This is a genomic window from Caballeronia sp. GACF4, assembly GCF_023631025.1.
GTDB lineage: Bacteria > Pseudomonadota > Gammaproteobacteria > Burkholderiales > Burkholderiaceae > Caballeronia.
Window position 1 is genome coordinate 15,348 of record NZ_JALQDW010000019.1, and the last position, 24,522, is coordinate 39,869.

At 57.2% G+C, this 24,522-nt stretch carries 24 protein-coding genes; 12 read left to right on the top strand and 12 right to left on the bottom strand.

Annotation, left to right across the window (positions count from 1 at the left end; all coding sequences use genetic code 11):
* The first annotated feature begins 60 nt into the window (after positions 1–60).
* The 3 genes from NCR40_RS19095 (at position 61) to traJ (ending at position 4,293) form a co-directional block, all read left to right on the top strand.
* Positions 61–609 carry a hypothetical protein gene (locus NCR40_RS19095; protein ID WP_250510312.1) on the top strand — a complete coding sequence of 183 codons (549 nt, stop codon included), beginning with the start codon at positions 61–63 and terminating at the stop codon, positions 607–609.
* On the top strand, positions 602–2,734 hold the full coding sequence (locus tag NCR40_RS19100; RefSeq protein WP_250510313.1) for a site-specific integrase: 2,133 nt from the start codon (positions 602–604) through the stop codon (positions 2,732–2,734). Before NCR40_RS19095 ends, NCR40_RS19100 begins: the two co-directional genes overlap by 8 nt.
* A 1,193-nt stretch (positions 2,735–3,927) precedes the next feature.
* Positions 3,928–4,293 carry a conjugal transfer transcriptional regulator TraJ gene (gene traJ / locus NCR40_RS19105; RefSeq protein WP_250510314.1) on the top strand — a complete coding sequence of 122 codons (366 nt, stop codon included), beginning with the start codon at positions 3,928–3,930 and terminating at the stop codon, positions 4,291–4,293.
* Between the two features lie 105 nt (positions 4,294–4,398).
* On the opposite strand, the gene NCR40_RS19110 is transcribed toward traJ, so the two are convergent.
* The 3 genes from NCR40_RS19110 to NCR40_RS19120 form a co-directional block, all read right to left on the bottom strand.
* Positions 4,399–4,578 (bottom strand): hypothetical protein, encoded by a 180-nt coding sequence (locus tag NCR40_RS19110; RefSeq protein ID WP_250510315.1) that lies wholly within the window; start codon positions 4,576–4,578, stop codon positions 4,399–4,401.
* A 126-nt stretch (positions 4,579–4,704) separates the two neighbouring features.
* Positions 4,705–5,211: a hypothetical protein gene (locus tag NCR40_RS19115; RefSeq protein WP_250510316.1), complete on the bottom strand. Its 507-nt coding sequence runs from the start codon at positions 5,209–5,211 to the stop codon at positions 4,705–4,707.
* 143 nt (positions 5,212–5,354) lie between these two features.
* A complete protein-coding gene (locus tag NCR40_RS19120) occupies positions 5,355–5,756 on the bottom strand; it encodes a hypothetical protein (protein WP_250510317.1) in 402 nt (133 codons plus the stop codon).
* A 67-nt stretch (positions 5,757–5,823) separates the two neighbouring features.
* Between NCR40_RS19120 and NCR40_RS19125 the strand changes: the two genes are divergently transcribed.
* The 3 genes from NCR40_RS19125 to NCR40_RS19135 all read left to right on the top strand — a co-directional run bounded on the left by NCR40_RS19125 (position 5,824) and on the right by NCR40_RS19135 (position 7,901).
* Entirely contained in the window at positions 5,824–6,084 is a 261-nt protein-coding gene (locus tag NCR40_RS19125) for a helix-turn-helix domain-containing protein (RefSeq protein ID WP_250510318.1), read from the top strand.
* Positions 6,085–6,619: 535 nt separating this feature from the next.
* Positions 6,620–6,925 (top strand): helix-turn-helix domain-containing protein, encoded by a 306-nt coding sequence (locus tag NCR40_RS19130; RefSeq protein WP_250510319.1) that lies wholly within the window; start codon positions 6,620–6,622, stop codon positions 6,923–6,925.
* Positions 6,900–7,901, top strand: coding sequence for a reverse transcriptase family protein (locus NCR40_RS19135; RefSeq protein WP_250510320.1), 1,002 nt, complete (start codon positions 6,900–6,902; stop codon positions 7,899–7,901). Before NCR40_RS19130 ends, NCR40_RS19135 begins: the two co-directional genes overlap by 26 nt.
* A 25-nt stretch (positions 7,902–7,926) precedes the next feature.
* On the opposite strand, the gene NCR40_RS19140 is transcribed toward NCR40_RS19135, so the two are convergent.
* The 6 genes from NCR40_RS19140 to NCR40_RS19165 form a co-directional block, all read right to left on the bottom strand.
* A complete protein-coding gene (locus tag NCR40_RS19140; RefSeq protein WP_250510321.1) occupies positions 7,927–11,007 on the bottom strand; it encodes a type I restriction endonuclease subunit R in 3,081 nt (1,026 codons plus the stop codon).
* 32 nt (positions 11,008–11,039) lie between these two features.
* A complete protein-coding gene (locus NCR40_RS19145; protein ID WP_250510322.1) occupies positions 11,040–12,347 on the bottom strand; it encodes a restriction endonuclease subunit S in 1,308 nt (435 codons plus the stop codon).
* Positions 12,337–13,893: a class I SAM-dependent DNA methyltransferase gene (locus NCR40_RS19150; RefSeq protein ID WP_250510323.1), complete on the bottom strand. Its 1,557-nt coding sequence runs from the start codon at positions 13,891–13,893 to the stop codon at positions 12,337–12,339. Before NCR40_RS19150 ends, NCR40_RS19145 begins: the two co-directional genes overlap by 11 nt.
* Positions 13,894–13,914: 21 nt before the next feature.
* Complete coding sequence (locus NCR40_RS19155; protein ID WP_250510324.1) at positions 13,915–15,693, bottom strand: N-6 DNA methylase; 1,779 nt, start codon at positions 15,691–15,693, stop codon at positions 13,915–13,917.
* 9 nt (positions 15,694–15,702) lie between these two features.
* Positions 15,703–15,951, bottom strand: coding sequence for a DUF4258 domain-containing protein (locus NCR40_RS19160; protein ID WP_250510325.1), 249 nt, complete (start codon positions 15,949–15,951; stop codon positions 15,703–15,705).
* A 226-nt stretch (positions 15,952–16,177) separates the two neighbouring features.
* The gene (locus NCR40_RS19165; protein ID WP_250510326.1) at positions 16,178–17,371 is read right to left on the bottom strand and encodes a hypothetical protein; all 1,194 of its coding nucleotides are present in this window, start codon (positions 17,369–17,371) and stop codon (positions 16,178–16,180) included.
* 101 nt (positions 17,372–17,472) lie between these two features.
* Here NCR40_RS19165 and NCR40_RS19170 point away from each other — a divergent pair, with 101 nt between their 5' ends.
* Positions 17,473–17,676 (top strand): hypothetical protein, encoded by a 204-nt coding sequence (locus NCR40_RS19170; RefSeq protein ID WP_250510327.1) that lies wholly within the window; start codon positions 17,473–17,475, stop codon positions 17,674–17,676.
* A gap of 27 nt (positions 17,677–17,703) precedes the next feature.
* Here NCR40_RS19170 and NCR40_RS19175 read toward each other — a convergent pair whose 3' ends face one another.
* The 3 genes from NCR40_RS19175 to NCR40_RS19185 all read right to left on the bottom strand — a co-directional run bounded on the left by NCR40_RS19175 (position 17,704) and on the right by NCR40_RS19185 (position 19,457).
* Positions 17,704–18,657 carry a tyrosine-type recombinase/integrase gene (locus NCR40_RS19175; RefSeq protein WP_250510328.1) on the bottom strand — a complete coding sequence of 318 codons (954 nt, stop codon included), beginning with the start codon at positions 18,655–18,657 and terminating at the stop codon, positions 17,704–17,706.
* Positions 18,658–18,666: 9 nt separating this feature from the next.
* The gene (locus tag NCR40_RS19180; RefSeq protein ID WP_250510329.1) at positions 18,667–18,966 is read right to left on the bottom strand and encodes a YuaX family protein; all 300 of its coding nucleotides are present in this window, start codon (positions 18,964–18,966) and stop codon (positions 18,667–18,669) included.
* Positions 18,967–19,169: 203 nt separating this feature from the next.
* Complete coding sequence (locus tag NCR40_RS19185) at positions 19,170–19,457, bottom strand: hypothetical protein (RefSeq protein ID WP_250510330.1); 288 nt, start codon at positions 19,455–19,457, stop codon at positions 19,170–19,172.
* Positions 19,458–19,870: 413 nt separating this feature from the next.
* Between NCR40_RS19185 and NCR40_RS19190 the strand changes: the two genes are divergently transcribed.
* The 5 genes from NCR40_RS19190 (at position 19,871) to NCR40_RS19210 (ending at position 24,512) form a co-directional block, all read left to right on the top strand.
* On the top strand, positions 19,871–20,455 hold the full coding sequence (locus NCR40_RS19190; protein ID WP_250510331.1) for a type II toxin-antitoxin system HicB family antitoxin: 585 nt from the start codon (positions 19,871–19,873) through the stop codon (positions 20,453–20,455).
* Positions 20,448–20,705 carry a hypothetical protein gene (locus tag NCR40_RS19195; RefSeq protein ID WP_250510332.1) on the top strand — a complete coding sequence of 86 codons (258 nt, stop codon included), beginning with the start codon at positions 20,448–20,450 and terminating at the stop codon, positions 20,703–20,705. Before NCR40_RS19190 ends, NCR40_RS19195 begins: the two co-directional genes overlap by 8 nt.
* 413 nt (positions 20,706–21,118) lie before the next feature.
* On the top strand, positions 21,119–21,580 hold the full coding sequence (locus NCR40_RS19200; protein WP_250510333.1) for a hypothetical protein: 462 nt from the start codon (positions 21,119–21,121) through the stop codon (positions 21,578–21,580).
* 857 nt (positions 21,581–22,437) lie between these two features.
* On the top strand, positions 22,438–23,853 hold the full coding sequence (locus tag NCR40_RS19205; protein ID WP_250510334.1) for a helix-turn-helix domain-containing protein: 1,416 nt from the start codon (positions 22,438–22,440) through the stop codon (positions 23,851–23,853).
* Positions 23,850–24,512 (top strand): tRNA-dependent cyclodipeptide synthase, encoded by a 663-nt coding sequence (locus NCR40_RS19210; RefSeq protein WP_250510335.1) that lies wholly within the window; start codon positions 23,850–23,852, stop codon positions 24,510–24,512. Before NCR40_RS19205 ends, NCR40_RS19210 begins: the two co-directional genes overlap by 4 nt.
* Positions 24,513–24,522: the final 10 nt, after the last annotated feature.

Sequence of the window (24,522 nt, forward strand, 5' to 3'; positions counted from 1 at the left end):
CGGGATGGCGGTTGCGGGTAAAATCCTCGAATTACCATTTACAACAGAGGGCAGAAGCCCGTGGCACACGACTTTGCCGGCTTTCCGGAGGACGAGGACGACCATCACGATTTCGGTGCCATGCCGGATTCGGAGGTCGCGCGCCTTGTGCTCGAACTCGACCGGACCGTCGTGCGCCGCCGCCGCGCGGCGGCCCTGCGCCAGATCGTGCAGGGGCAGCCGGTGCCGCTGCCGGTCAAACCCAGCCGCGTCGAATTGCTGGTGCTCACGGCCCTCGTCCTCACCTATGGGCCGGTGCTGTTCGGCAGCGACTTCACGCCCGTGCTCGACGTGATCGCGGAATGTGGTGCCGTGGTCTTGCTGCAGCGGGTGGTGTTTGCCGAACCGGCTGGCATGGGCGTCGAAGCCAGTGAACCGAGCAAGGACCGGCGGGTTGCCGCGCGCCTGCAGAATGCGCGACCGATGTTCGAGGCGCTGTGCCGCAAGTTTCCGGGGGCGTTCCTCGCGGACGCCCGGGTCCTGCTGAAACGCTTTACGACGTCGCGCGCCGCACCGGGGAAGGGATCGGCTGGCGCGGCTGGATCGGGCGGGGAGGGTCCGCATGGCTGAGCCCCGGCCCGCTGGGCCCAACCGGTCCGGGTCTGCCCGGGCCGCCTCAAAAGCGCCCCACGAAGCACCCCGCGAGGCGGCCCCGGAAAAGCTCACCGCAGAGACGCTGACCCTTGAGCGGCGCTATACAACGAAAGACTTCACGGCGCTGCGCGCGTACGTGCAGCGCATTGCGCCCGCGGTGATCGCGCGCACCTACTACGACCCGGACGAGGACGCGCACGCGGCGACGCCCGGCGCGATGGAGCGGCATCTCACGACCATGCTCGACGCGCTGGTGGCGCTCGCGCTGGCGCACGGGTCGACGGCACTCGCGGACCATCTGCGCGCCTCGATCCGGCAGCACGGGCAGCCGAAGCTGACGGCGGTGACGTTCCGCATGGTGACCGAGGCGGCGCAACTGGCCGCGCTGCCGCCGCAGGCCGATCACGCGATCAGTGCGTGGCTGCGGCCACGGGTGGCGCGGCGTCTCAAAGGCGAAGGCATCCAGACGCTCGGCGAACTCGTCGCGTTCTGCAACCGGCGCGGCGGCAGCTGGTGGCGCTCGATTCCGCGCATCGGCCCCGGCCGGGCGCGCGCGATCATCAGTTGGCTGCGCAGGCAGCAGGCGTCGCTGCAACTAACGATCGACCAGGACATTGACTCCGAAGAACGGGACGGCGTGCCGTTGATCGCGGCCGATCTGGTCGAGGTGGTGCCGGCCGCCAAGGTGACGGAAAGCGGCCCGAGCAGTGGTGTGGGCGGCAGCGGTCCAGGCGACGGGTCTGCGACTCGACTCACGCTGGTGCCGCTCGAGCGGCTCGCCGTGCCGCACGCGCTCTCCGGCGCCGCGGGCGAAAACCGGGCGACGGCCTTCTGTTATATCCAGGCGAACCACGATCTCGATGCAGTGCGCGCCTATCTGAACCGTTACCGCGATCAGCTGAAAACGCTGCGCGCCTACACCAAGGAACTCGAGCGTTTTCTATTGTGGGCGGTGGTACTGCGCGGCAAGGCGCTGAGCGATCTACGCGTCGACGACTGCGAGGCGTACAAAGACTTTTTGAAAAGCCCCGACCCGCGCTTTTTGGGCGAGCGATTCGCGCGTCACTCGCCGCGTTGGCGGCCCTTTGCTTTATCCACCTCCACGGCAACGCCGGAGGGCTCCGCGGCGCTTTCCGCGGAATCACAGCGCTATGCGATCCGGGTGCTGCGCGGCGCGTTTGCATGGCTCGTCGACGTCCGCTACCTGGCGGGCAACCCGTGGACGGCGGTCAACGATCCGATGGTCGTCAAGCACGAGCGACCGATCAAAATCGAGCGCGCGTTGCCGGCCGGGTTGTGGCGCAAGCTGCGTGCTGAACTCGATATGCGCTCGGCAGAAAAGGGCGCGGTGCAATGGCGCGCGGTCCGCGCGGCGATTTTGCTGATGGGTGACTCGGGGCTGCGTCGCGAAGAAGCGGCGATCGCCCGGCGCGAAAATCTGAGCCCATCCTCATATGGGACACCGGATCGCCCAGTGTGGGAACTGACTGTCGTCGGCAAGGGACAGCGTGAACGGACGGTGCCGGTGAGCGCCGCGGCACTCGTTGCGTTACGAGCCCACTGGGCCGACCGAAACGGAGCAAGGAACGATGGACGCAGTCAAGCTCACATCGATCAAGCTCAAGCATTTGAAGGAGCAGCCGAAGAAAAGCGTTCGACCGAAGAAGAACATCTAACCGGGCCGCTGCTTGCACCCGTGGTCATTCCTTGGACCGAGGCCTCGCGTCGCCGGCACCGGTGGGAACGAGTAGGCAACGAAGACGACACCCGTCCTGGCGTTCAATCTAGCTCGGAGGAGACCGGTTACACCGCTGACGGATTGAACCGGCTGATTGGCCGGATGCTCAAGGTACTCGTCGAGACGATGGATAGATTAAGCCTGGACGAGCGGGTGCTGTTGGGCCAGACGAACGCCCACGCGTTTCGCCATACCTTCGGCACGCAATCCGTCGCCGACGAGGTGCCCGTGGATGTCGTGCAAAAGGTGCTTGGCCACGCCTCGCTGCAAACCACAACAATTTACGTCCAAGCCGAAAAGCAGCGCGTGCTCGAAGAGCTGGCCGGCTACTACGCGCGACTGGCCGCGCCCGACTCAAGATAAAAGACAACCTGAATGAACTACCGAAATCCCGACGCTTACTCACTGATACATGCGGTGCGGTGCCTCGATGATTGCTGCAGGGCGAGCCGTCAACGCCACTGACTTGATGATTGCGGTTGATGCCCTGACCGCGCTCACGGGCTTTTATAACCAGCACGGGATACACGACTCGAAATCATCGATGCACGGGAAGGACTCAAGCAAATCGCGTCTGGCGACAAAATCGAGGACAGTCCTTGCGTGCGACAGCGCACGCGTCAGCTTGCAGTCATGCTGCTCGCCGTAACGCTCGATCGTTGGTCACCCGATAGAGAGCCGGTTACGTGGACGACGTTGAAACATGGCGGACTCAGCGCAAGCTATCGTAGCTGGGAGTTCGTCATGCATCGCGTGTCGAGACCGCCTGACGTCAGTTGACGATGGGTTGTTCGACGCATTGAGGGGTGCGGCGCAGAGACACGGTTCGTGCGCGTCGACGAGGGAGAAGCGCATTCCACTTTGGCGGCCGAGCTCTACATGGTGATGTGCGCTGATTTCTGCGCGCAGCAAAGCAATCCGATTGAGCGCCGGCAGGCGCGAATTCGGACGTGAAGAAGCGGTTAGCTAACTTCACCTATCTTGCCCGGCCGTCAACCCGGATGGATCAGCGACATGATGCGGCACTTTGCGACGTTCCTGCGACACCATGAGAAAAGTTGCGGTGAATTTGCGACACACCGTGCAACATTTCCGCGAAATTTGAGGTCAATCTGCGGTGAATTAGCGGTGAATTAACGGTGAATTGGAGTAAGACTTTGTCTCAAACAAATGTTCCACAGTAGACCGCACATCAAGATCGGGCATCAAGACGCTATCAAGATGAATCCAAGATGCTTTTGCATCTAACAAGATGGAATCAAGATGCTCTCAAGACGGTTCAACGACTAACAAGATTTTTCGACGAATCGCACGACGCTTTCAAGATTTCCTGAAGTAACCCGCTGATTCTTACTTGGCGTCGCAAAGTGTCGCTGAAATATCGCGATTTAGAACCGGGCAAGACATGTGAAGTAGGCCCACTCTGCCGAGATTGAGCCTTACTTCACTTTTTCCCCGATTCGCGCTTCGCGCTCAAGGGAAGTCTTGCCCTTCCAGTGGAGTCGGCTACCGCCGACGACTATGCGGCAGGGGCCGTTTAGAAAATGAACACCAAAATGAAAAACGAAACGAAGGCCACCCGAAAAGGCAGTTCGCCGATCAAGGTGTGGTGCCTGCCAGAAGAGAAAGCCAGCATTGAAGAAAATGCGCAGAATGCCGGCATGAGTACGTCGATGTACCTTCGCAACGTTGGAATGGGCTATCAGATCAAGGGCGTTATCGATCAAGACCTCGTGCTGAAACTCGCCAAGATCAACGGTGATCAAGGCCGGCTGGGCGGATTGCTGAAGCTATGGCTGACGAACAGCGAGAAATTGAGCCACCAAGATCCGGAGCAAATGCGCCGGGTCATTCATGGCGTGCTCGAGCGCATCGTGACGATGCAGATCGCCATGCTGGATCTCGTGACAAAAACAAAGTAGAGCAGTTGTGAACGGACCTTCCCGACATGTTGCTCTGAATCGGAGGGTGACGACCCGCACGCAGGGCGTGGGGCAGGACTGCATCCAGCGGCGAAAGGGGGAACCTCAGTGACCCTCGAACGCGCCGAGCAGTTCATCGGGCAACGGTGCGTTGAAGTCATCTGCAATGGTGATGTTGCCCTTGCGTGCGCCAAAAAGAATGAGGCGACGAACGACTATCTCCTCGCCGGCGGGATCAAATTTCACTATCTCGCGACGACCAGTCGGGTAATCCTTCACGTACATGCCGGGCGGTGTGCTGGTCCCCTGTAGTAGATTGGTTTTTCCGCCGTCAACTCATCCCGTGCAGCGTTCCCTGGACTGGCGCCTTTCATGATGCCTCCGACAACAGGAAGGGGACGAATCGTGTGCTCAGTCCTCGCCGGGCTTGTTACCTAACATTTTGTCGATGCGTCGGATCGACACGGCGATAGACGACAACGCATCATCCAAGGCGTCGTTGGCCGCCTGAGTCGACGCCTTGATCTTCGCGAGTCGTTCATCAAGAAGCGCCTTGTCGGACTCGTCAGTGAACAGCGCTTCGCTTTGAAACTCCTCCAACTCGGCCCGCGGCGGGTCGAAATCGAAGTCTGCTTTTTCGCCCGGCTGAGCCAATCTGTCAGCAAGCGAGCTCGACTCGCCATCGTCGAGTCGACGTACAAGCACTTCATCGCCAGTTTTGCGGTCGAAGCTAACCCATTCCCGGTGTCCGTCCGGGTATTTTTTGATGCAGAGGCCCGCTGGCGTGTCGGGTTCGCGATAGAAAATCGCTCGCCCGGCCGCCAGGTGTTCCCGTGCCGCACGACCATCGTCCGATTGCAGTAGCCGGATCCACTCGTCCGTGTCGTCCGGTAGGGGGTCACGTCCGTCTTGATTCATGGTGAATTAGGACATTAAGTCCTACTCCATAATTTCGGCGAATTCGCCGGTGTGAGCGTCGAGCATTGTTGCCGCTAAGCGCTTGCCCGACTTTTCAGGGTATCAGCGATGAGATTTGTACACCATCCGCCACAAGCGAGCCTTCAATCCTGATCGAAGAAGTGCTCTACCGTGTGGTGCGCCGAAGCTGCGCCAACGTGACGACTGATCAGCTCGGTGGTCAGGGCAAGGTGATAGGTATGAAGCCACGAATCAAAAGGCTCTGACTCAAAAATACTCGCAAGATCCCACGCCTCGGGAAGCGGTTGCGCCTGCTTTCGCGCGGAAGCCAAGGAAAGGACCAGCAGTTTGACGGGTAGGTGATCGTGTCCCTCTGGCATTAGCGTAGCCACCATGTCACGCAACAGCCCGCGTAACCAGGCGTCCGGCAGGTTCTGGGGCAGCGCTGCCTCTGGTCCGCGTGTGAGCAACGCACGCATTAGCGCGACGACATCGGTGGGCGGAAGATCAAACGTACGCGCAGTCTCGCCAGTCTGTTCGGCCATGTCCGTTCGCATGAAATGGGTCGTAAAAGCCGTGGTCGTTAAAGCATAGCATCGTGACCATAGTCGCATGCAAAGAATCTCCGCTGCGGCTGACGACACCGGCTACCTCATCGCCTTAGGGCAGGCCATTCGCGCGCTGCGTAAAGAGCGGGGGTTTTCGCAGGAGGCGTTGGCACACGAGGCCCACATCGACCGAAGTCATATGGGTAAGATCGAACGCGGCGAGCGGAACGTCACGATCTTAAACATCGTCCGCATTTGTTTGATCCTGGGATGCGCGCCCTCTCAGTTGCTAGTTCATGCAGAGGAAGGTAGTCGCTCAGGATAAGCTGACACCGACAATTTGATCGTTGTCTGTGCGTGAATCAACTTCGCTGTCAGCGAAAATATTTCGCCAACAGCGAAGTTTGTGCTATCTTTGTTTCTAGGTTGGGATCGAAGACAAAGCCAGCGTATTACCTGGGCTTGCTTAAAGCCTGCGGAGAGGCGACTCTCCAACCATTGCCCCCGGTCATGTGCCTTGGGCGCCCGGCCGCCGCCTGGTACGGCGGCCGGAAACGGATAGGCAGGGGAAACGTCGTCCCTCTTCGCTTTCGTTACGCACTGGTCCTCACGCAATTAGGCGTCAGGGTAACGAGAGGATCATCATGGTGAGAAAAACCATAACCAACCAGGGACGACAGCCAGACGAAACGTTGCCGCGGCGGAAGAAGGGCAGGCTCAAGCAGGCCCTTACATGCCGCGAAACGTTGCTACTGCTCTTGCGATGTCTTCGTATCGTCGTGACGATCCTGAGGCTCTTCGACAAGTGGTGGTAACGCCTAGCACCCCTGCCTAGTCCTTGTCTTGAATGGAGGCGTTCTATGTTGCACCAAGCTTTGCGCCACCTTCGCCGTTACCACCAGATGACCCAAGGAGAGTTGGCCAAACGTCTGGAAATCTCTAACACCTATCTGTCCGAGATCGAGTCTGGCAAAAAGGCGCACGCGCTCACCGTCGATCTGCTCGGGCGATATGCACAAGTGTTTGACGTTCCGGTTTCAAGTTTGATGCTGTTCTCCGAACAACTCGACTCCAAACGGCGCAGCGACAAACTGCGTGTCGCGATCGCGGGGAAGGTTTTGAAGGTCATGGATTGGATCGATGCCGACAAAAAATCTGACGCATAGACGAGAAAAGGCAGCCGGGCGCGCACGACTTCGCAAGAATCAATCGGCTCGCTATCCGATCGAGCACTCCCCGTTATGGCAGCTATCGAGTATTCACCGGCTGGCCGCTTTACTCGACGTTAGCGCTCAAACTATCGATGCGGTCTGCACGGCGCCCACCTATAACCGGTTTGACGATCACTTCAAGCCAGGTAAGGAGCCTCGACATATTCAGGAGCCCACTGAGGCCACGCTCAAAATTCACTATCGACTTGCCAAGCTCTTCGACAGTATCGAGCGCCCGGCCTTCTTGCATTCAGCCACGAAGACCCGCTCGCATGTCACCAATGCGCGCGCGCATCTGACGAGCGGTGGGGCGGTGATTGCGATGGACATTAGGAAGTTTTTCGAAAGCACCACCTATCACCATGTGAAGGCGTTTTTTCACAGGAATCTGGGGTGTTCGCATGACGTGGCTCGCCTGCTGGCGACGGTGTGTACAGTGGACGGTCATTTGCCGACGGGTAGTTGCATTAGCCCGCTGCTCTCCTACTTTACGCATCGAAAGATGTTCACCGAGATCGAAACGAAGTGCGTCGCTCGCAGTGTCGTCATGACGCTATACGTTGACGATCTGACCTTGTCAGGGATTCATGCGACCAAGGCAATGCTTTACGAGATCAAGAAGCTGATTGTTCGCCACGGATTGCGCACAAAGCCGAGCAAAGACGCCGTAGTGCGTCCAGGCAAGTCAGCCATCATCACGGGCGCTGTTCGAGACGGCGATCAGCTTCGACTGAGAAACAAACATCACGATGCAATCGTCAAGATTCAAGATCAAATTGCCGTGGGGAAGCATCCGTCTCTTGACCAACTCCGGGGCCGTGTTGCTTCGGCCCGCGCGGTGGAGCCGCGTGCGGCAGAACGCCTTGAAGCGCGCCTGAAACAACTTCAAAGTCATCAAGCGCGGTCTGGCTGCACTGATAGTGGCTCGTGATTTACGGGGTGTACGGGTGTGCGGCCTAGGCCCATTCTGCACTTAGCCGTTCAGCCTGTAGCAAGACTGTCGCCACGGCTTCTTCCTGCTGATCAGGCGGGTATTTGTACTTACGCAGAATTCGCTTCACCATCAAGCGCAGGTTGGCTCGTACACTCTCGCGAACAGCCCAGTCAACGCTGATATTGCGGCGGAGGTTTTCAGTCAGTTCGTGGGCGATTTTTCGCAGCGTTTCGTCGCCCAGCATGCGGACCGCCGCCTCGTTATTCGCCAACGCATCATAGAAACGCAGTTCGTCTTCAGTCAAACCCAGGTCTTCGCCCCGATTCGCGGCTTCCTTGAACTTCTTGGCCATCGCGATCAGCTCCTCCATCACCTGTGCCGTTTCAATCGACCGGTTCTGGTAGCGGCTAATTACGTTCGACAGCAACTCCGAAAATTTCTTCTCTTGCACCACGTTGCTGGCAAATCGGCTTTTGATTTCGCCTTCGAGCAGGCGCTCGAGGAGCTCAACGGCGAGGTTGCGTTCGGGCAAATTTTTGACTTCTGCCAGGAAATCGTCGTCGAGGATGCCAATGTTGGGCTTGTCGAGTCCCACCGACTCAAAAATATCCACCACATCCTGGGACACGACCGCCGAGCTGATGATCTGGCGGATCGCCAGATCCTTCTGATCGTCGGAGCGTTTCTTCTGGCTCACGTCCTTCTTTGTCAGTAGCACCCGCACAGCTTGAAAGAACGCGACTTCTTCGCGGACGGCCTTCGCTTCATCGAGCGTACAGCACAGCGAAAACGCCTTGCTCATTGCCAGCGAGTGATCGGCGAAGCGTTTCTTGCCTTCCTGCTCGCCCAGCACGAAATTGGCGGCGCCGGCCAGCAGCTTGTGACCGGCGGAAAGAAAATCGCTGTAGTCGAAGCCGTGCAGCATCGCGCGCAGCACATCGAGCTTTTCTTCAAGGACGGCGTAGGCTTCATGCGCGTCGACCGTTGGCCGCCCGCGGCCATTGCTTGCGGTGTATTCCTTCAGTGCCTGTTTGAGCTCGTTGGCGATGCCGATGTAGTCGACCACCAACCCGCCTTGCTTGTCCTTGAACACCCGATTGACGCGGGCGATCGCCTGCATCAGGTTGTGGCCCTTCATCGGCTTGTCGACGTAGAGCGTATGCACACACGGCGCATCGAAGCCCGTCAGCCACATGTCGCGGACAATCACGAGGCGCAGCGGATCGGCCGGATCCTTGAACCGTTTTTCGAGCCGCTTTTTGACCTGTTTTGGATAGATGTGCGGCGTCAAGAGCGCCTTATCTGACGCCGAGCCGGTCATGACGATCTTGATGGCCCCTTTCTCCGGGTCGTCATCATGCCAATCTGGGCGCAGCGCGATGATCGCGTCATAGAGATGCACGCAGATCTCGCGGCTCATCGCGACCACCATCGCTTTGCCCGGCTGGGCGGCGTCACGGGCCTCGAAATGGGCGACCAGATCGGCCGCGACGCTCTGGATGCGTGGGTCGGCGCCGACGACTTTTTCGAGGGCGGCCCACCGGCTCTTCATCTTCGACGCGTTGCTGTCTTCTTCGTCTTCGGCCAGTTCGTCGACTTCGTCGTCGATGGCCGGCAGCATCTCCGCTTTCAGGCCCAACTTGGCGAGACGTGACTCGTAGTAGATCGCGACGGTCGCGCCATCGTCGCGCGCCTGCTGCATGTCATAGACGTGGATGTAGTCGCCGAACACGGCGCGCGTATCGCGATCTTCGCTCGACACCGGCGTGCCGGTGAAAGCAACGAACGTGGCGTTCGGCAGTGCATCGCGCAGGTGCTGCGCGTAACCGACCTGATAGCCCTTTTGGTCGCCCTTGAACTTCGCCTCGAACCCGTACTGGGTGCGGTGGGCTTCGTCGGCGATCACGACGATGTTGCTGCGCTCGGACAGCACGGGGAACGTGTCCTCGTCCTCACCGGGCATGAACTTTTGGATCGTCGCGAACACAATGCCGCCGGACGGGCGGTTGCCGAGGAGGGCGCGCAAGTCCTGGCGCGTGTTCGCCTGGACCGGCTGCTCGCGCAACAGATCCTGCGCAAGCGAAAACACCCCGAATAACTGCCCGTCGAGATCGTTGCGGTCGGTGATCACGACGATGGTCGGGTTTTCCATCGCGGCGTCGCGCATCACGCGCGCGGCGAAACACGTCATCGTGATGCTCTTGCCGCTGCCTTGGGTATGCCAGACTACGCCGCCTTTTTGAGAACCCTCGGGGCGGGACGCATCGATCACCTGCGCAATGGCGGACCGGACTGCATGGAACTGATGATAGCCGGCGATCTTCTTGACGAGGCCGCCGTCGTCCTCGAACAGCACGAAGAACCGCAAGTAGTCGAGCAGGTAGTGGGGCGCCAGGATGCCGCGGATCAGCGTTTCGAGTTCGTTGAACTGGCCAAGCGGATCAAGCGTGGTCCCATCGATCGTGCGCCACGACATGAACCGTTCGGAGTTGCTTGATAACGAGCCCATCCGTGCTTCGCTGCCATCCGTGATCACCAGGATCTCGTTGTACTGAAACACGTCCGGGATCTGCGCCTTGTACGTCTTGATCTGGTCATACGCCTTCCAGATGTCGGCGTGCAGCTCAGCGGGGTTCTTGAGTTCCAGCAGGACCAGCGGCAGCCCGTTGATGAACAGCAGGATGTCCGGTCGGCGCGTGTGTTTCGGTCCCTTGATGGTGAATTGGTTGACCGCCAACCACTCGTTGGCCGACACGTCTGCAAAGTCGATGAGCCGCACGAAGTCACCGCGCGTCTCCCCGTCCAGCTGATATTCGACCGGCACACCGTTGACCAACAGCGCATGAAAATCCCGATTCGCCGACAACAGCACCGGCGTATCCAAATTCACCACCTGTCGCAGCGCGTCGTCTCGAGCAGAAGCCGGCACGGACGGATTGAGCCGCGTAATGGCGTTGCGTAATCGGTCGACCAACAGCACCTGCTGGAAAGTGCTCCGCTCGGGTGTCGGGCCGTCCGGCGCGATATCCGGACCGTACAGGCGCGTGTATCCTGTCTCGGTCAGCCAGTCGAGGGTTTCTAGTTCCAGCTGGTCTTCGGTCATGGTTGTTGGCGATTTTTGTTGTTATCGTCTGTCTATGCAGCGTCTTGCAGCAGGACTTCAGCTTCAGACAATGGAATCCGCCCCGAAATCAAACGCGGCAGTAACGCGTCGCGAACTTCGACAAGTGCCCTGGAACGCAGCGAATTCTCGACCCATAGGTCCAGCAACGGGCTCAAATAAGTAGTGGCTTCACGGATCAGCGCCATTGGTGGCACCACCACCTTGGCCTCTGTCAGATGCTTACGCTGAATATGGCCCATCGTAGTTGCCTTACTCGCAGCAACTTGCTGGAAGTGTGCAAGATGATGTCTAGTCCAAAAGTAGTAAAACCACTTCGGAAATTCGCGGGACGTCACCTTGAACAGATGTTGGTTCAACGCTCCCTCGCCGCCACACCAAATCGCGACTTCTAAGCTACCGGACCACGAGAACAACACGTCACCATCTTGAATGATGTATTCCGGCTTCAGATTCCTTCCGGCTCGGTCGGAACCGATGGTATCGCCTTTCCGTAGCTGCGCTATTTTGATAACCGGAAGCCAGCTATCTTCTTTGGGGGGAAATTTCTGCAAGGCCAATCCGTTCAAGTAGTCCGCTACATCGTCCAGAGATCTAACGGTCCAACCCTTCGGTACAGCACCCAGCTCTGACTCCTCAAATTCATTGGGGAAGAGCCCCGCAATCTCAGTACTCGTTCCCTCCGGCTCGCGTCCTTCTGCCTTCGCCCGCACCGGATCAAAGTCTACAAACCATGATTTGAACAGCGTTTGTGCAATGGCCTCGAGGGTAGCGTTTGTCTCGCGAAGCAAATCAATGCGATTGTCGAACGCCGAGAGCACAGCAGCGATTTGCTCTTGGACATTCACCGGAGGCAGGCTAACAGGTGTCTTCTTCAATATACCAAGATTGGTATGCGGTACGCCTGTTTGAATGGCTGAGTTGAAGATGTAATTCTGCTGTACCTCTGTCTTGAACAGATAGTAAAGAAAATTAACGTCTGCCTTGGTTGGATCCGGCGTGATTTTCATCTGGCTCTGGGAAACGATGTATTCGTCGCAGTGGCCAGATGGCACGATCGAAACTTGTCCCAACGTGCCCCGTTGCGTGAAAACTAGATCGCCAGGGCGAGCTTTGTTTGCGGCAAGCTCAGATGCCTTTTCGGGAGATACAAACACAAATTCGCCCGCCACCCATTTTCCGCCCATGTTCTGGCCTCGAATGACGGGGACGCCTTTAGGCACATAGTCCTTCGATACAAGGTTGGAACCAAACGGGCCACCAACGATTGCATTTGCCACAGGAGCAGCAAGGTCCGCCAGGGTCTGCACATTAATATTCATAGCCGAGTCCTGCCAGGTTTTGACGGATCTGCGAATCCAGCTCCGCGCCCTTGGCCATCTGCTCACCCAGCCTTTCAGTCAGCTTCTGCATCTTATCGGCGAAAGCCTCATCGTCATCTTCGATGGCTTCGGCGCCCACGTATCGTCCCGGCGTCAGCACATGACCATGCTCGGCAATTTCAGCCAGCGGCACACTCCGGCAAAAGCCGGGTACATCGGCGTAGGTCAGCTTGGCATCCGCATCACCGCGCCAGGCATAGACGGTCTCCGCGATCCGGTCGATGTCTTCATCTGCGAATTCGATCTGCACACGGCTAACAGGACGACCAAGCTTGCGCGCATCGATGAATAACACCTCGCCCTGGCGCACCGCTTTCTGCTTGGCGAGGAACCATAGGCAGGCAGGAATCTGCGTGTTGAAGAATAGCTGGCCCGGCAGCGCGATCATGCACTCAACCACGTCCGCCTCGACCATTGCGGCGCGAATTTCGCCCTCGCTGTTTTGGCTGGAGCTCATCGAGCCGTTCGCGAGCACAATGCCCGCGCGGCCCGTGGGTTTCAGGTGATGCAACATGTGCTGCAGCCACGCGTAATTCGCGTTGCCTTGCGGGGGCGTGCCGTATACCCAACGCGCATCGCCTTCAAGGCTGCCGTGCCACCAGTCCGAGACATTGAACGGTGGGTTGGCCAACACGAAATCCGCACGCAGGTCAGGGTGCTGGTCGCGCACAAAACTATCGTTCGGCTCCTTACCGAAATTGAAGTCGATGTCACGGATCGCCAGGTTCATCGCCGCCAAACGCCACGTTGTGGGGTTCGACTCCTGCCCATAGATCGAGACGTCACCGAGCTTGCCGCCGTGTGCCTCGATGAATTTCTCGGACTGGACGAACATGCCGCCGGAACCGCAACACGGGTCATAGACCTGCCCGTGATGCGGAGCGAGCACGGCGACCAGCGTCTTCACAATACTGGCAGGCGTGTAGAACTGGCCGCCTTTTTTGCCTTCGGCACTGGCGAACTGGCCGAGGAAGTATTCGTACACCTGGCCCAAGATGTCCTTCGCAACGGCCGTGTCAGCGCCAAAGCCGATTTTCGAGATTAGATCGACCAGTTCGCCGAGCTTTCCGTCAGGCAGCTGCGCACGCGCAAAGCGCTTGTCGAGCATGCCCTTGAGCTTCGGATTGTCGGCCTCGATCAGGGTCAGCGCATCATCAATCCGCTTGCCAATGTCCGCTTGCTTGGCTTGCGCGCGCAGCGTTTCCCAGCGAGCGCCTTCGGGCACCCAGAACGCATTGACGGCCCGATAATAGTCGCGGTCTTCCAGTTCGGCAGCGACCGCGTCGGGATCGTTGTCACCGAGGTAGTACTCGTCATTCTCGTCGAGGAATCGCTTCGTCAGTTCGTCGCGACGCGCCTGGAACGCATCCGAGATGTACTTCACAAAAATCAGCCCAAGCACGATGTGCTTGTACTCGGCCGCGTCCATGTTGGCGCGCAGCTTGTCGGCTGTCGCCCACAGAGTTTTCTTGATGTCTTCGATCATTGGTTGCTTATTTGATGTGACTTAGTCGAGTGTCCAGAGTCCTGCTGCAACTTCACTCTGTCGGCAGGACAATCGATTTATTTCTTCTTGAATCCGTGCTTCCTCTTCGAGCGCCTGGGCAGCGTCGAGTGCTTCTTCCAACGGAGGTAGCCAGACGGCCAGACGGTTCAACTCGTGCATGTTGATCATCTGGATCGTCGTTCCGCCCGAAACGATGCTGTGAAGTAGCGCCTGTCCCAACGGCGAGCGTAGCTGAAGAGCCAGCGCACGAGGTTCGACGTCTTTCCGATCGACCCGCAAGACGATAGCCGATACTCCTGCTACCCATCCACCCGGCCCAGGCGGAGGAACGTTTGGAGGCACGATCCCAAGCTTCCCGACACTGCCTTTGACGATCAGCACAATGTCGTAAGGCATCAGATATTGCTTAGGCTGTACTGCATGGCGCTCGACGGAGACGCTCTTCACGGGAGCCTGAATGTAGCCGAATGGAGGCAGATCAGAAGCGCCGATTTCCCACACATTAAAACGATCACCGTCATTGGCCTGTTTCGTGGGAACCGGGCGAATGGTAGTAACCAGATCACCTAGCGATACCTGTTGGACGCTTGCCATCTTGATCTGAAGTCGCTTTTGAGAGACAGGTAAAACGTATCGGCCTACTTGAAGCTGCGCGTCGTTGTCGAGAATCTCCGTAATAGAGATCACCGCGACGCCGTCGTCCTCATCGCGCTGACCAGTGATGAAAGACATCAGTTCAGAAGTGTTGACCAACTTGGTACGCGCTTTTGAGAGAGGCTCACGAAATTGATCTTGATCGGCATTGATAAATCGCACCGTTTGGTGTCCGCCTCGCGGGTTCAACACCAACAGAGCGAAGGGGATGTTGGTGCCTATCAGGCATCCGCCTGGCATTGCGACCACGGTTTCGACGATGCCGCGATGGACCAAATCTGCGCGTAACGCATGTTCAGCCCCTCGACCAAAGAGCAGACTCGGTGCGACCGCAACGACAATCCGATTCGTCGCGTAAGCCAACAAATGACGAATCGCGAGGACGGTCCCGGATTGCGTTTTCTCGGGAAAGCGACCAAACCAGTCGCGCGTCACCACATCGTTGTCGTACCGTTGATTCAGCGGCGGAAATGCAATGGCGAGATCAAATCGGTGTAGCTTGCCATTTTCGATAGCCGTTGGCGCACTAATAGGGTCGCTATGGTGCACGTCGAATGTGCTGCCAGTCAGTAAACCAATCAAAGTCGGCAATGGGGAGGGAATGGGTGTTTCCAAGTAGACGTGAGCACCTCGCTGCGCACATCGCACGGACAGCTGAGCACTGGAATCCCACGGTGCGTACAACGTGTTGCCCGGCTGGATTCGACCCATCGCCACCATCAAATCTGCAAGTTCTGGTGGACGAGCCACCTCGCCACTATTGTTACCAGCGAAGCGTACGACCAAATCAGTAACATCGTCGGTCTTCAGCATGCCGGTTTCCCGTAACTGATGGACCACTTCCAACGTCGCCTGCAGAGTTGATGCGCCAGATAGGGCGAGCGTCCGGCTATCCGGAAAAACCTGTTTGAATGCAGCGTCGTGGCGTCCGAGCTGTTGCCATATCTCGACGCATCCTTGAAGGTCCAAAGCCTTGTTGAAGCTGAGCGATGCCGGGAGGCGTCCCTCATTCGACCATTTTTCCCAAACAAGAACTTGAAGAACTAACTCTAGCGCGTGCCACGGATCTAAGGCACCGCGCACGCGATCAATGATCTGCCAAACGATATTTTCTTTTTCTTTCACAAAACTCTCTTACTGTTTGTAATTGTACGTCGTGATCAAGGCGTCGCCATCGGCGACGACGACCACCCCGCCCTTGTCCAGAATTTTTTTGAGCAGACGCTCGGAGCGCTGAAAGTCTTCCAACAGGCGTAGAGCTTCCTTGCGCCCAAGGACATACCGATCTTGCTCGGGGATCCCATGAGCAAGGACAAGCTCCACCATGTCGCGGCTGATTCCCCGCTGCGACATACGCTGTTTGATGTGTTGGGTCTGTTGCATATTGTTTTCCCCATGTGTTGAACAGATAGTACACGAGGTATCGACTTCCGTCAAACGTTATTTAATTACGTTAAATATAAAAAAATACTTCTCTAAGCTGATCAGCAATAGTTTGCGCCCAAGTGCGCTCATACTCACGTTCACCGTCGATGCGCGTCTTCTCTGCGCGATGCTAAAGAGGACAAGGGCACCGAGCATCCCGTCTATTGCACAATATTGGCACTCTTCACTTTGCAGATACCAAAGCGGTGGCGAGCGGGTCGAGCCCGTTGGCGACGGCGCGAGCCCAGGCGCCCCACGCCTCTCGGTTTCCTTCAAACGCACGTCCGGCCACGGCTCCCGGTGAGGACAGGACGGCCTCGACATACGCGCGGATCTGCTGCGCCTGCTGCCATCCGCTGACCTGATCGAGCAACCGCGTGACACGATCACGCTCAGCTTGTAGGCGCGCCTCCAGGTCGCGCTGCTCGGCTTCCTCGCGGGCCTTGCGCGCCCGCTCAACTTTTTGTTGAAAGCTGTGCCGGGCCCCCTCGTATGAAAACTCTCTTGCCTTCCGGTATTGCCGCTCGCCGGTCAGCACAATCGCTACGCCAATTTCCCGCACCCGGTCTTCGAGCTTGCCGTCTTCGCCATCGCTCCAAAAGAGCCGCTCTTCACGCTCACCATGCTGCCAGCGGGCAACCTCTACCTCGACCGCTATCGGTTCTTTTTTTGTGGTGGCTGGCCGCGCACGAGGCCGCAATGTGGCGAGCGTCTCCACCTTGAACGTCACGAACTGGTCGCCCACATGGACGGCCAGTTCGCGACCGTCGCGCCCCCGCGCCGAACCCTGCGCGTCGAGCCGTCCCAGCAGCGTAAACAGGTTGCTCAGGAACATGAGCCGCCGCTGCTCGAAGCGGCTCTCAAAGCGCGGCTTGTCGAACGCGTAACGGCTTTTCGTCATCGCTTCGCGGCGCTCGTCGTCTTCCCGCAGTAGCCGGGCGATCTGCGGGTGTGCATTTTCCAGCGTGCGCACGAAGCGGAACTTCGCCGGCAGCGCACGACGGATCCGCGCCTCGACCTCATCCAGTGTTTCGTCGTAGACCGGGGGAACAGGTGGTAGCTCTTCCTTCACGCTGTCGTCGGCGTCCTCGTTACCGGCGTGACGCTCATCCCCAGTTGGCTGGAAAGCCTGCGGTCGCCCGGCACCCACTGTGATGCGGTCCGACATACCGGGCGCGCGTCTCGGTAACGGCGGGCGTGCAACCCGCTGGCCAGTGGCCAGCCTCGCCCAGTAGCCGCGGGGCGGGACTGGAACGTCGCCACGCCGGCACGCCTTGGCGAGTCCGACACCGGAGATACCCAGCAACTTCGCTTGCGTGGTCATCGGGCCAGCCCAGACCAGGTCGTAGAGCTGCTGCCGCGTGAACAGATATCCCATAAGAGGCTCCCTGATGGACCGTGGCGGGGCACGGGAGCAACTATTTTCTCCTCGTCAATCTGCGCGGTGTTCGCCTACCATGCATCGACAGAATGGAGACCATGATGGGCACCTACCGAGACCTGCAGCTGCTGGTTAAACGGACCCACGACCGCGTGATGCAGTCGTGCTGGATTGCCGACGTGAAGGCAAGAAACGGGTTGCCCATGCGCAATTCCCGGCGCAGCGGGCCGCGGGTCAAACCCTGCCCGGACGAATGGCGCCCGGTGATCGAGGACGCAATGCGCAAGCTGGGATGGATGTAGTCGTAGCGTGAAGCGACTGACCGATGGTCAGAGATGGATCCGCTCCACCTCGTCGAGGCTGACGTCGTCGCGGCGCCGGTCGTACAGCTGCGTGGTCCGCGTCGATGCATGATTGGCCATCGTCGCGGCATTCTCCAGCGTGCCGCCGTTTTTCAGGTAGGCGGTGATGCCGGTCGCGCGGAACGTGTGATTGCCGATCGCCGTGCCGATGCCGGCGGCCAGCGCGCGCCGGCGCACCATCGCATACGCGTTCGCCTGGGGCAGGGCAGTCGTACTGAGCCGTCCGGTGCCACGCGCGATCGTGCGGAACAGCGGCCCCTTCGGCTCGGCGCGCAAACCGGTTTGCTCCAGGTACTCGTGCAGGTATGTCTCGAGCGAGTGATGACAGGGCATCGCGTGCGCCTTGCCGCCTTTTTCACGGAGGCGCACCCACAGGCGCCGCTGCTGTACATAGACGTCCTCGACGCGCATCGCCAGCGCCGCGCCGACTCGCGCGAACGAAAACACCATCAAAGCAATCAACGCTCGATCCCGCAATCCGATAGGCGTGCTGACATCGATGCTGTCAAGCAGCTGCCGCGCCTCAGTGGTGTCGAGCACCGGCGTTTTACCCTTTTTGGTGGTGTGTCTCGGCCCCCGCACCGACGCAGCTGGGTTGTGCGGCACGATCTGGCCGGTGACGAGCCAATCAAAGAGATGCCGGATCGCCGCGAGCCGCTGCTTGACAGTTGGTGCCGACAGGGTCGATGTCTGCAGCTCGATCCAGGCGGCCACATGCAGCGGCTGCACCGCGGTGATCGACGTCACGCCGGCACCGGCGCACCACGCCAAAAAATCTCCCGCAGCGCGTGCATACGCGCGTCGCGTATGCGGATTGCGGATCGCCGAAGCGAAGAATTCTAAAAAACGGGTGCTGGCTGACTCACCCGCCACAACAACAAGCGATGGAATGGCAGAAACCGCTGGAACGATCCCGTTCATAGGCGTGCGTCAGTGCAGGGTTGGCTTCTTAAAGTCCGATATGCCCGGCGTGTAGGCATCGGCGCGCTCAGCCTGTTCGTAAAGGCCAGCTTGGCATTCCGCTTTCAACTCAGCGATGGCTGATTCGACCATCGGGTGGCCTCGGTAGGCGGCGACGCTCGTGTCAATGGCGGCGTTGACCGATCGCACTGCCGCCTCGATGCTGCTTGGATCGTCGCGGTCAAAATCCACGGTGATGACAAGATCTTCAAGTGCCTGCAATGCGTCGATCACGTCGGCACGCGAATCGCGCGGTGATTTGCTCGTCATGTGACTTCTTCCAAGATTGCGTTGTTGAGTCCCGACTCTCTGTCGTCAAACGTGGTGCCCCGACTAGTCCCCACGGCGCTGACACGTGCTTCACTAGCAGTGACGTGCGTGCGAGGTCAGCGGCGCCCGTCTGCAGTCACGCAGCCTTCCCGTAAAGTCATAAACGTCAAACCCGTTTGCTAGAGATCTACAGCAAGATGCATCTAAGGTTTGGGATTTGGCCGAAGCGGATCAAAGGTGCCGGCAGCCCAGCCCTTCGCAATGTCGTCCCATTTGGCAGCGTCGATTTCCGCAGTGGCAAGACGCCTGGCCATTTCAAGCGGCAAGCGCACGACCACGCGTGTCTTCGCCTCGTCCGTCACTTCGAGTTCGACCGCGACTCCTTTCAGCTCGAGATAGACCGCATCGGATTCGAACAGCTCTTCGTAGAGCCGCCATGACTGTGTCCCATCGTTCGATTCGTAGGTGTCTAAGGTGGCTGCGGTGCTCATAGGTTCTCGCTGAGAAGTCCGAGGAATCCGGTGCGGCGCTACATTTGATAAAGGACATTATCCTATATAAACGCGCTGCTCTAGGGCTGGCCGGCAACGTGACGGTCCTGAGTTGGGTGTGCAACGGTCGGTTATACTTGCACTTTGGAGACTTTTAGATACTACATGTAGTATCACAAGCATGAATCAACGGCGCAAACTACTGGAGAGCATTCGAAATAATCCGAGGGATGTTCGGTTCGAGGATGCATGCAGCGCCGCAGTTGAGCTCGGCTTCACTTGCACGGGCGGTAGCGGGTCACATCGGGCGTATACCAAGCCGGGGTGTCCCGTGGGACTGAACTTCCAAAACCGGAACGGGAAGATTCCGACCTACCAAGCCAGGCAACTTATCGCACAAATGGACGAACACGATGACCAATCCTGAACGCTATCCCGCCCAAGTTTTCTGGAGCGATGAGGATGAGGGATTCATTGCAACGGCTCCCGATCTTCCCGGATGCTCCGCATTCGGCGAGTCAAAAGCAGAGGCTTTAGACGAGCTGCTTCCAGCCATCGTTGCCTGGATCGAATCGGCACGGAATGCCGGCAACCCAGTCCCCGGGCCATCGCATCCTGCAAATGATCAATACAGCGGAAAGTTTGTGCTGCGGCTCCCGAAGTCTATGCATGCATCTTTGGCTCATTCAGCAAAGATGGACGGCGTGAGTCTCAACCAATATGTCGTCACACTTTTAGCCTCAACGCATTCAATAAAGCACAATGTCGAGCGTCAAGTTTTCTACCTAGAGCCTAAGCAGCACTGGTTTAGCTACGCTTTTAATGGGAACCTCTCCGGTGTGTGTTTTGGGGCTCGACAAGTTAAGGCGACTTTCGCCGACTTTGAGCTTTGGAATACCGCTACGTCAGCGTGTTCGGTCACGGCCGCATCCGATATAGGAACTATCTTTCCTGCCTTTGCCTTGGCCCATAAATCTAAGGAGTCTAGTCATGGCTGAGGCCACGCAATTCTCGTTCACTCACCAAGAGTTGGTGACCTTGATGCTACAAAAACAGGGCATTCACGAGGGATATTGGGGGCTACTAGTGAACTTTGGGCTGGGCGCGGGAAACATTGGCCCGAGCAATGAAACTCTCAATCCGACATCTATATCAGCGGTTACCTCAATTGGGATTCAAAGATCAACTGAACTCAACAATCTTTCGGTGGACGCTGCTGTCGTAAATCCGAAAACTGACGATCACTGATTCAGGAACCCGATTCCAAACAAAATGGACGCTTGAATCTCGATCAAGACTACCCTCTTCGACGTGACGCACTGGGGATGCGCACCATGCCCTTTAATCGCGGAAGTCGCTTGTACTCCCGTTGGTTCGCAGAACTCTCTCAAGGAGGGTGCTGATGATAGGGTGGGAGTACGCGGGTAGGATCCCGACAACATCACGTATCGTCTAAAAAGGCTACCGCGGCGACCGATGGCGACCTGCAAAGAAGCAAAGGCGATGCACAACAATCGATTTTTTCAACTAGAAGATCGCTTTCAGACCACCGCCCAAATCTTCTGCTCTCTCAGGCCGAAACGCGGGCCCGAGAGCGTCCCACTCGCCATCGCGACCTTGGGTGCTATGTCCACCGCTGTTGTTGTTCATCAACGCGGGCCGTGAATATTTCAAAGGCTGCCCTTCGCGCGGCGTTCGAGATATGGTGGAGGGAGCACGGCGCACGCATCAACGGGCTGGCTGGGAAGATGAACGACAGGGCCCGCCTGGTCGGATCGCGCGGCGATCTGCTGGCGAATTTAGCGAATCGCTTGGCACGCGATAGGGATGCTCCATCTATTCCTCAAGTGCGCGGGATTATCGCGGATTCTGGCATCAGACCAAGTATGACTTCGGCAAGCGACGCGAAGGGGGCGGACGCTTGGCGGGCAAGCATCGTAACGGCGCTGGAAGACAAGGCGGGTAAGGAAAGTCTGGTGGAGCACAAGCTCGTGTGTTTCCTGATGAGCGATTTCGTCTATGCAATCAGTGAACTGGAGACGTCGAAGGCGGAACTGGGTAGTCTGATCAAGGCTGGGAGCCCGAAAGGCGAGGCCGCTGCGAGCACGGATGACGCTTGTTGACAAAAACGCGGTCGATGAGGCTCAAGTGAAGACATGGAAGAAGGATCTCGCTGCAAGTCACAATGCGCGCAGGTCAGTTCCGAACGCCAGCCCCCGCGATTGAACAAGCCGACCCAAGGTTGAATTCAAACCTTGTCCGATCTGATCGGAAACTTGTGCAACGCGACCGGTCGCAGGCTGCAGCAGCGTCAAAAAGGAGAACGGGCAGGATCGAGGCGGCCGCTCGGAATGAGCGGCGATATTTGTGCGCCGTCAAAGAATCTGGTTGAGCGGGCGTAAAAAAAGCTGCAAGTCGGTCAGACCTTGCAGCTGTGCTATCCTAAGGATCGGTAGCGGAGTTGCCGTTGCCGGCATCTAGCGGGCCAGTGCCTCGATAAGATACGCGATTGCGAGGCCTGCGTGGAGCGCTGCAAACGCCAGCGCGATTAGGATGTTGGTCATGATGTCACCTTTGATTGTCATGAGTTAGATGCTGCTGTCGTGCGGCCCGTCTGCGCGTCCGGGAAGATTCTCAGACGGGTCGTTCCTTTCCCTGCCTCGATCACATCCGTTCGTCTGCAAGGCTGCCTGTTGAAACCAAGGGCGGCTGGACGAACTTCTTGCCTCCCCCGTGAACCCATTCTAATCAGCTCGGACAATTCCGCTGTTCGAAGTATGGGTAATTCCAGCAACCGAGCGGTACATGCGATTTTTGCTTCGCAAATTTGCGGGATCCCATGTGACGACAGTGGGAATTACGCGATATTTCGCTAGCGTTCTGCGGGATTCCTCCAAACCCTTGCTGCACACAAACGTCGTGGCTACTCTGCCTGCTGTATGGCGAGCGCAGGATCCGTGCACAACGGGAGACGACAGGCATGACGAAACAAAAACGCAGACGGATCAAAGAAGAGGCAATTTGTCGGGTGCGATATAACGGCGAACCCGAAGATGATGTCGCGCGTTCGTTGCAGGTTCAGTCGGAAACCTTGACAACCTGGCTCAAAGAAGCGGCGACGAAGGAATCCGCCCTCAGCGAGGTTCTGCGGGGGAGCTCTCAGATTGAAGTGGCCCGCAAATACGGGATTCCTACAACGACTTTGAGCCGTTGGCTCAACTCACGCACCGTCCCCTCGGAAACCTATGCTGCCCCTCCGGTGCAAGATGTGTATCTGGGCTCCATCGTTTTTGGGATGTTATTGGCCCGACTTCGCCGCGAGCGTGGGGCTGACGGACAAATCTTAAACGTAGACGAATTCGCCAAGAGGCTGGAGATCGGCGGAAGCACCCTAAGAAATCTCGAAAGCGGGAAATCAATTCCTGGAGCCTCCCTTGCCTATCCTTTATGCACAGCGTGTGCTCTGCTACTTCCAATGACGCTCCTCATCATCGGATTTATTCGGGCATTCGACGAAAGTACCTCAACGGATATGGCGGTTGAAATTGGCCGAGCGATGTGCAAGGCAGATCCACGACTCTGTTTTCTTGCCGATCATCTCAAAGTGGCGATATCCATCAACGACACTAAAACCCGGCAAACGCACCTTGCAGATTCAACCGTGCAGGACAAAATACTTCAATTAATGCGGCTGCATCCTGGACAGTCCATGCTTCCGCAAGAGAATGCTGCGTTCGCGTCCGTACTTGCACAAGTTTCTCCTGTTCTCGCTGATGCTGTTATCGCTCTCAGCGAAAAACTGCAGTTATTCCAACCAGCGTTGGACCCGACGGCGCTCATGAAATGGGAAGACGCCAACGCACATCGAATCCGGCGGGTCTTTTCGTACTATAAAAACCCGAAGTCTTTGAAAGACACAATTGATCTTTTTCCCTGCAAGTTTCTAAATTTTAGTGATGCTCAAACAAAATACATAATTATACTGCGTGGAACAAATACCGGCGCCGAGAATATCAGGCGCAAAATCCTGTATAAGATGAAAAATTCTAACGTTGCTGCCAATAACAGTCCAATAATTGTGCATGAAGCCGAAACAGGCAGCAATCTAGTTCGAGAATTTGACTCGGCTCTGCAGTACGATGTCGCAGAATGCCGCATCGCTTCGTCGAACGATGCCAATATCGTTTCGATGACCACGCTCAATCTTTATGAATTAGAGATGCTGAGATCTGATCGAATATCATACGGTTATATATTTTGCGCGTTTATTGATAATTCCGGAAATGAATCTCCAAAAACTGCCATCAGTTTTGCAAGAGCCTTGCAAAGTTTTGATATAGTTAAGATACTTCCTCTTTTCAAAAATGTAGCTCTTAGTTACAAGGTCGAGCTATGAAAGGTTTTCGGTATAAATTGATTTCTAACGATAAAGATATCGATTTCGCTAAGGTTGACAGATGCTTATATGGGGTTAGCGTTGGTACGGAGTTAAAGATTGATCGTATTATTGATGGATATTTTTGGGCGAGAGAAAATTTTTCGCGATGCCGGATCTTGATCGGAGATTCTCTTTTTAGATTTACCATACAGATTCAGTCCGGATGCGATGCAAAATCCGCGTTAAAACAGTCAGCCGATCAAGGTGAACGTGTTTTGAATAATATTTTGACACAAATCGCGCACAAACCAGAGGTCGTCCGCTGTAGCGAGATCATGAAAGATAGCGTGTTTTACAAATATAAAAAAAATGTTGAAAACCTTTACGCCGATAACATGCATTTTAAGTCTTCCCTCGAAGACGACGCACTCAATTTCGTCCGCCGGCAAGCCAAAAAGGGACGTTTGGCAATCCCAGAAACGGAAGCGATAAACATTTCAATTTTTTATTTGGTTGAGGAAATTGCCATCTACAGCTTGCTTGCTGACCAGGGGTGGCGAGTAGATGTTTATCTTGGGCAAGAAGTGCCAACGCTTGCCAAGATCATAAGTGGCGAGATACCTGATATAAGCGGTTCGCTGCTGGACAGAGTGAACGTATCCATTAGAACGAGATAGGACGTGCTCT

Bases quoted from the DNA above. Each gene is read 5' to 3' on its own strand.
- NCR40_RS19100 (WP_250510313.1), top strand. From the start codon at position 602: ATGGCTGAGCCCCGGCCCGCTGGGCCCAACCGGTCCGGGTCTGCCCGG.
- traJ (WP_250510314.1), top strand. From the start codon at position 3,928: ATGAAAAACGAAACGAAGGCCACCCGAAAAGGCAGTTCGCCGATCAAG.
- NCR40_RS19110 (WP_250510315.1), bottom strand. From the start codon at position 4,578: ATGTACGTGAAGGATTACCCGACTGGTCGTCGCGAGATAGTGAAATTT.
- NCR40_RS19115 (WP_250510316.1), bottom strand. From the start codon at position 5,211: ATGAATCAAGACGGACGTGACCCCCTACCGGACGACACGGACGAGTGG.
- NCR40_RS19120 (WP_250510317.1), bottom strand. From the start codon at position 5,756: ATGGCCGAACAGACTGGCGAGACTGCGCGTACGTTTGATCTTCCGCCC.
- NCR40_RS19125 (WP_250510318.1), top strand. From the start codon at position 5,824: ATGCAAAGAATCTCCGCTGCGGCTGACGACACCGGCTACCTCATCGCC.
- NCR40_RS19130 (WP_250510319.1), top strand. From the start codon at position 6,620: ATGTTGCACCAAGCTTTGCGCCACCTTCGCCGTTACCACCAGATGACC.
- NCR40_RS19135 (WP_250510320.1), top strand. From the start codon at position 6,900: ATGCCGACAAAAAATCTGACGCATAGACGAGAAAAGGCAGCCGGGCGC.
- NCR40_RS19140 (WP_250510321.1), bottom strand. From the start codon at position 11,007: ATGACCGAAGACCAGCTGGAACTAGAAACCCTCGACTGGCTGACCGAG.
- NCR40_RS19145 (WP_250510322.1), bottom strand. From the start codon at position 12,347: ATGAATATTAATGTGCAGACCCTGGCGGACCTTGCTGCTCCTGTGGCA.
- NCR40_RS19150 (WP_250510323.1), bottom strand. From the start codon at position 13,893: ATGATCGAAGACATCAAGAAAACTCTGTGGGCGACAGCCGACAAGCTG.
- NCR40_RS19160 (WP_250510325.1), bottom strand. From the start codon at position 15,951: ATGCAACAGACCCAACACATCAAACAGCGTATGTCGCAGCGGGGAATC.
- NCR40_RS19165 (WP_250510326.1), bottom strand. From the start codon at position 17,371: ATGGGATATCTGTTCACGCGGCAGCAGCTCTACGACCTGGTCTGGGCT.
- NCR40_RS19170 (WP_250510327.1), top strand. From the start codon at position 17,473: ATGATGGGCACCTACCGAGACCTGCAGCTGCTGGTTAAACGGACCCAC.
- NCR40_RS19175 (WP_250510328.1), bottom strand. From the start codon at position 18,657: ATGAACGGGATCGTTCCAGCGGTTTCTGCCATTCCATCGCTTGTTGTT.
- NCR40_RS19180 (WP_250510329.1), bottom strand. From the start codon at position 18,966: ATGACGAGCAAATCACCGCGCGATTCGCGTGCCGACGTGATCGACGCA.
- NCR40_RS19185 (WP_250510330.1), bottom strand. From the start codon at position 19,457: ATGAGCACCGCAGCCACCTTAGACACCTACGAATCGAACGATGGGACA.
- NCR40_RS19190 (WP_250510331.1), top strand. From the start codon at position 19,871: ATGACCAATCCTGAACGCTATCCCGCCCAAGTTTTCTGGAGCGATGAG.
- NCR40_RS19195 (WP_250510332.1), top strand. From the start codon at position 20,448: ATGGCTGAGGCCACGCAATTCTCGTTCACTCACCAAGAGTTGGTGACC.
- NCR40_RS19205 (WP_250510334.1), top strand. From the start codon at position 22,438: ATGACGAAACAAAAACGCAGACGGATCAAAGAAGAGGCAATTTGTCGG.
- NCR40_RS19210 (WP_250510335.1), top strand. From the start codon at position 23,850: ATGAAAGGTTTTCGGTATAAATTGATTTCTAACGATAAAGATATCGAT.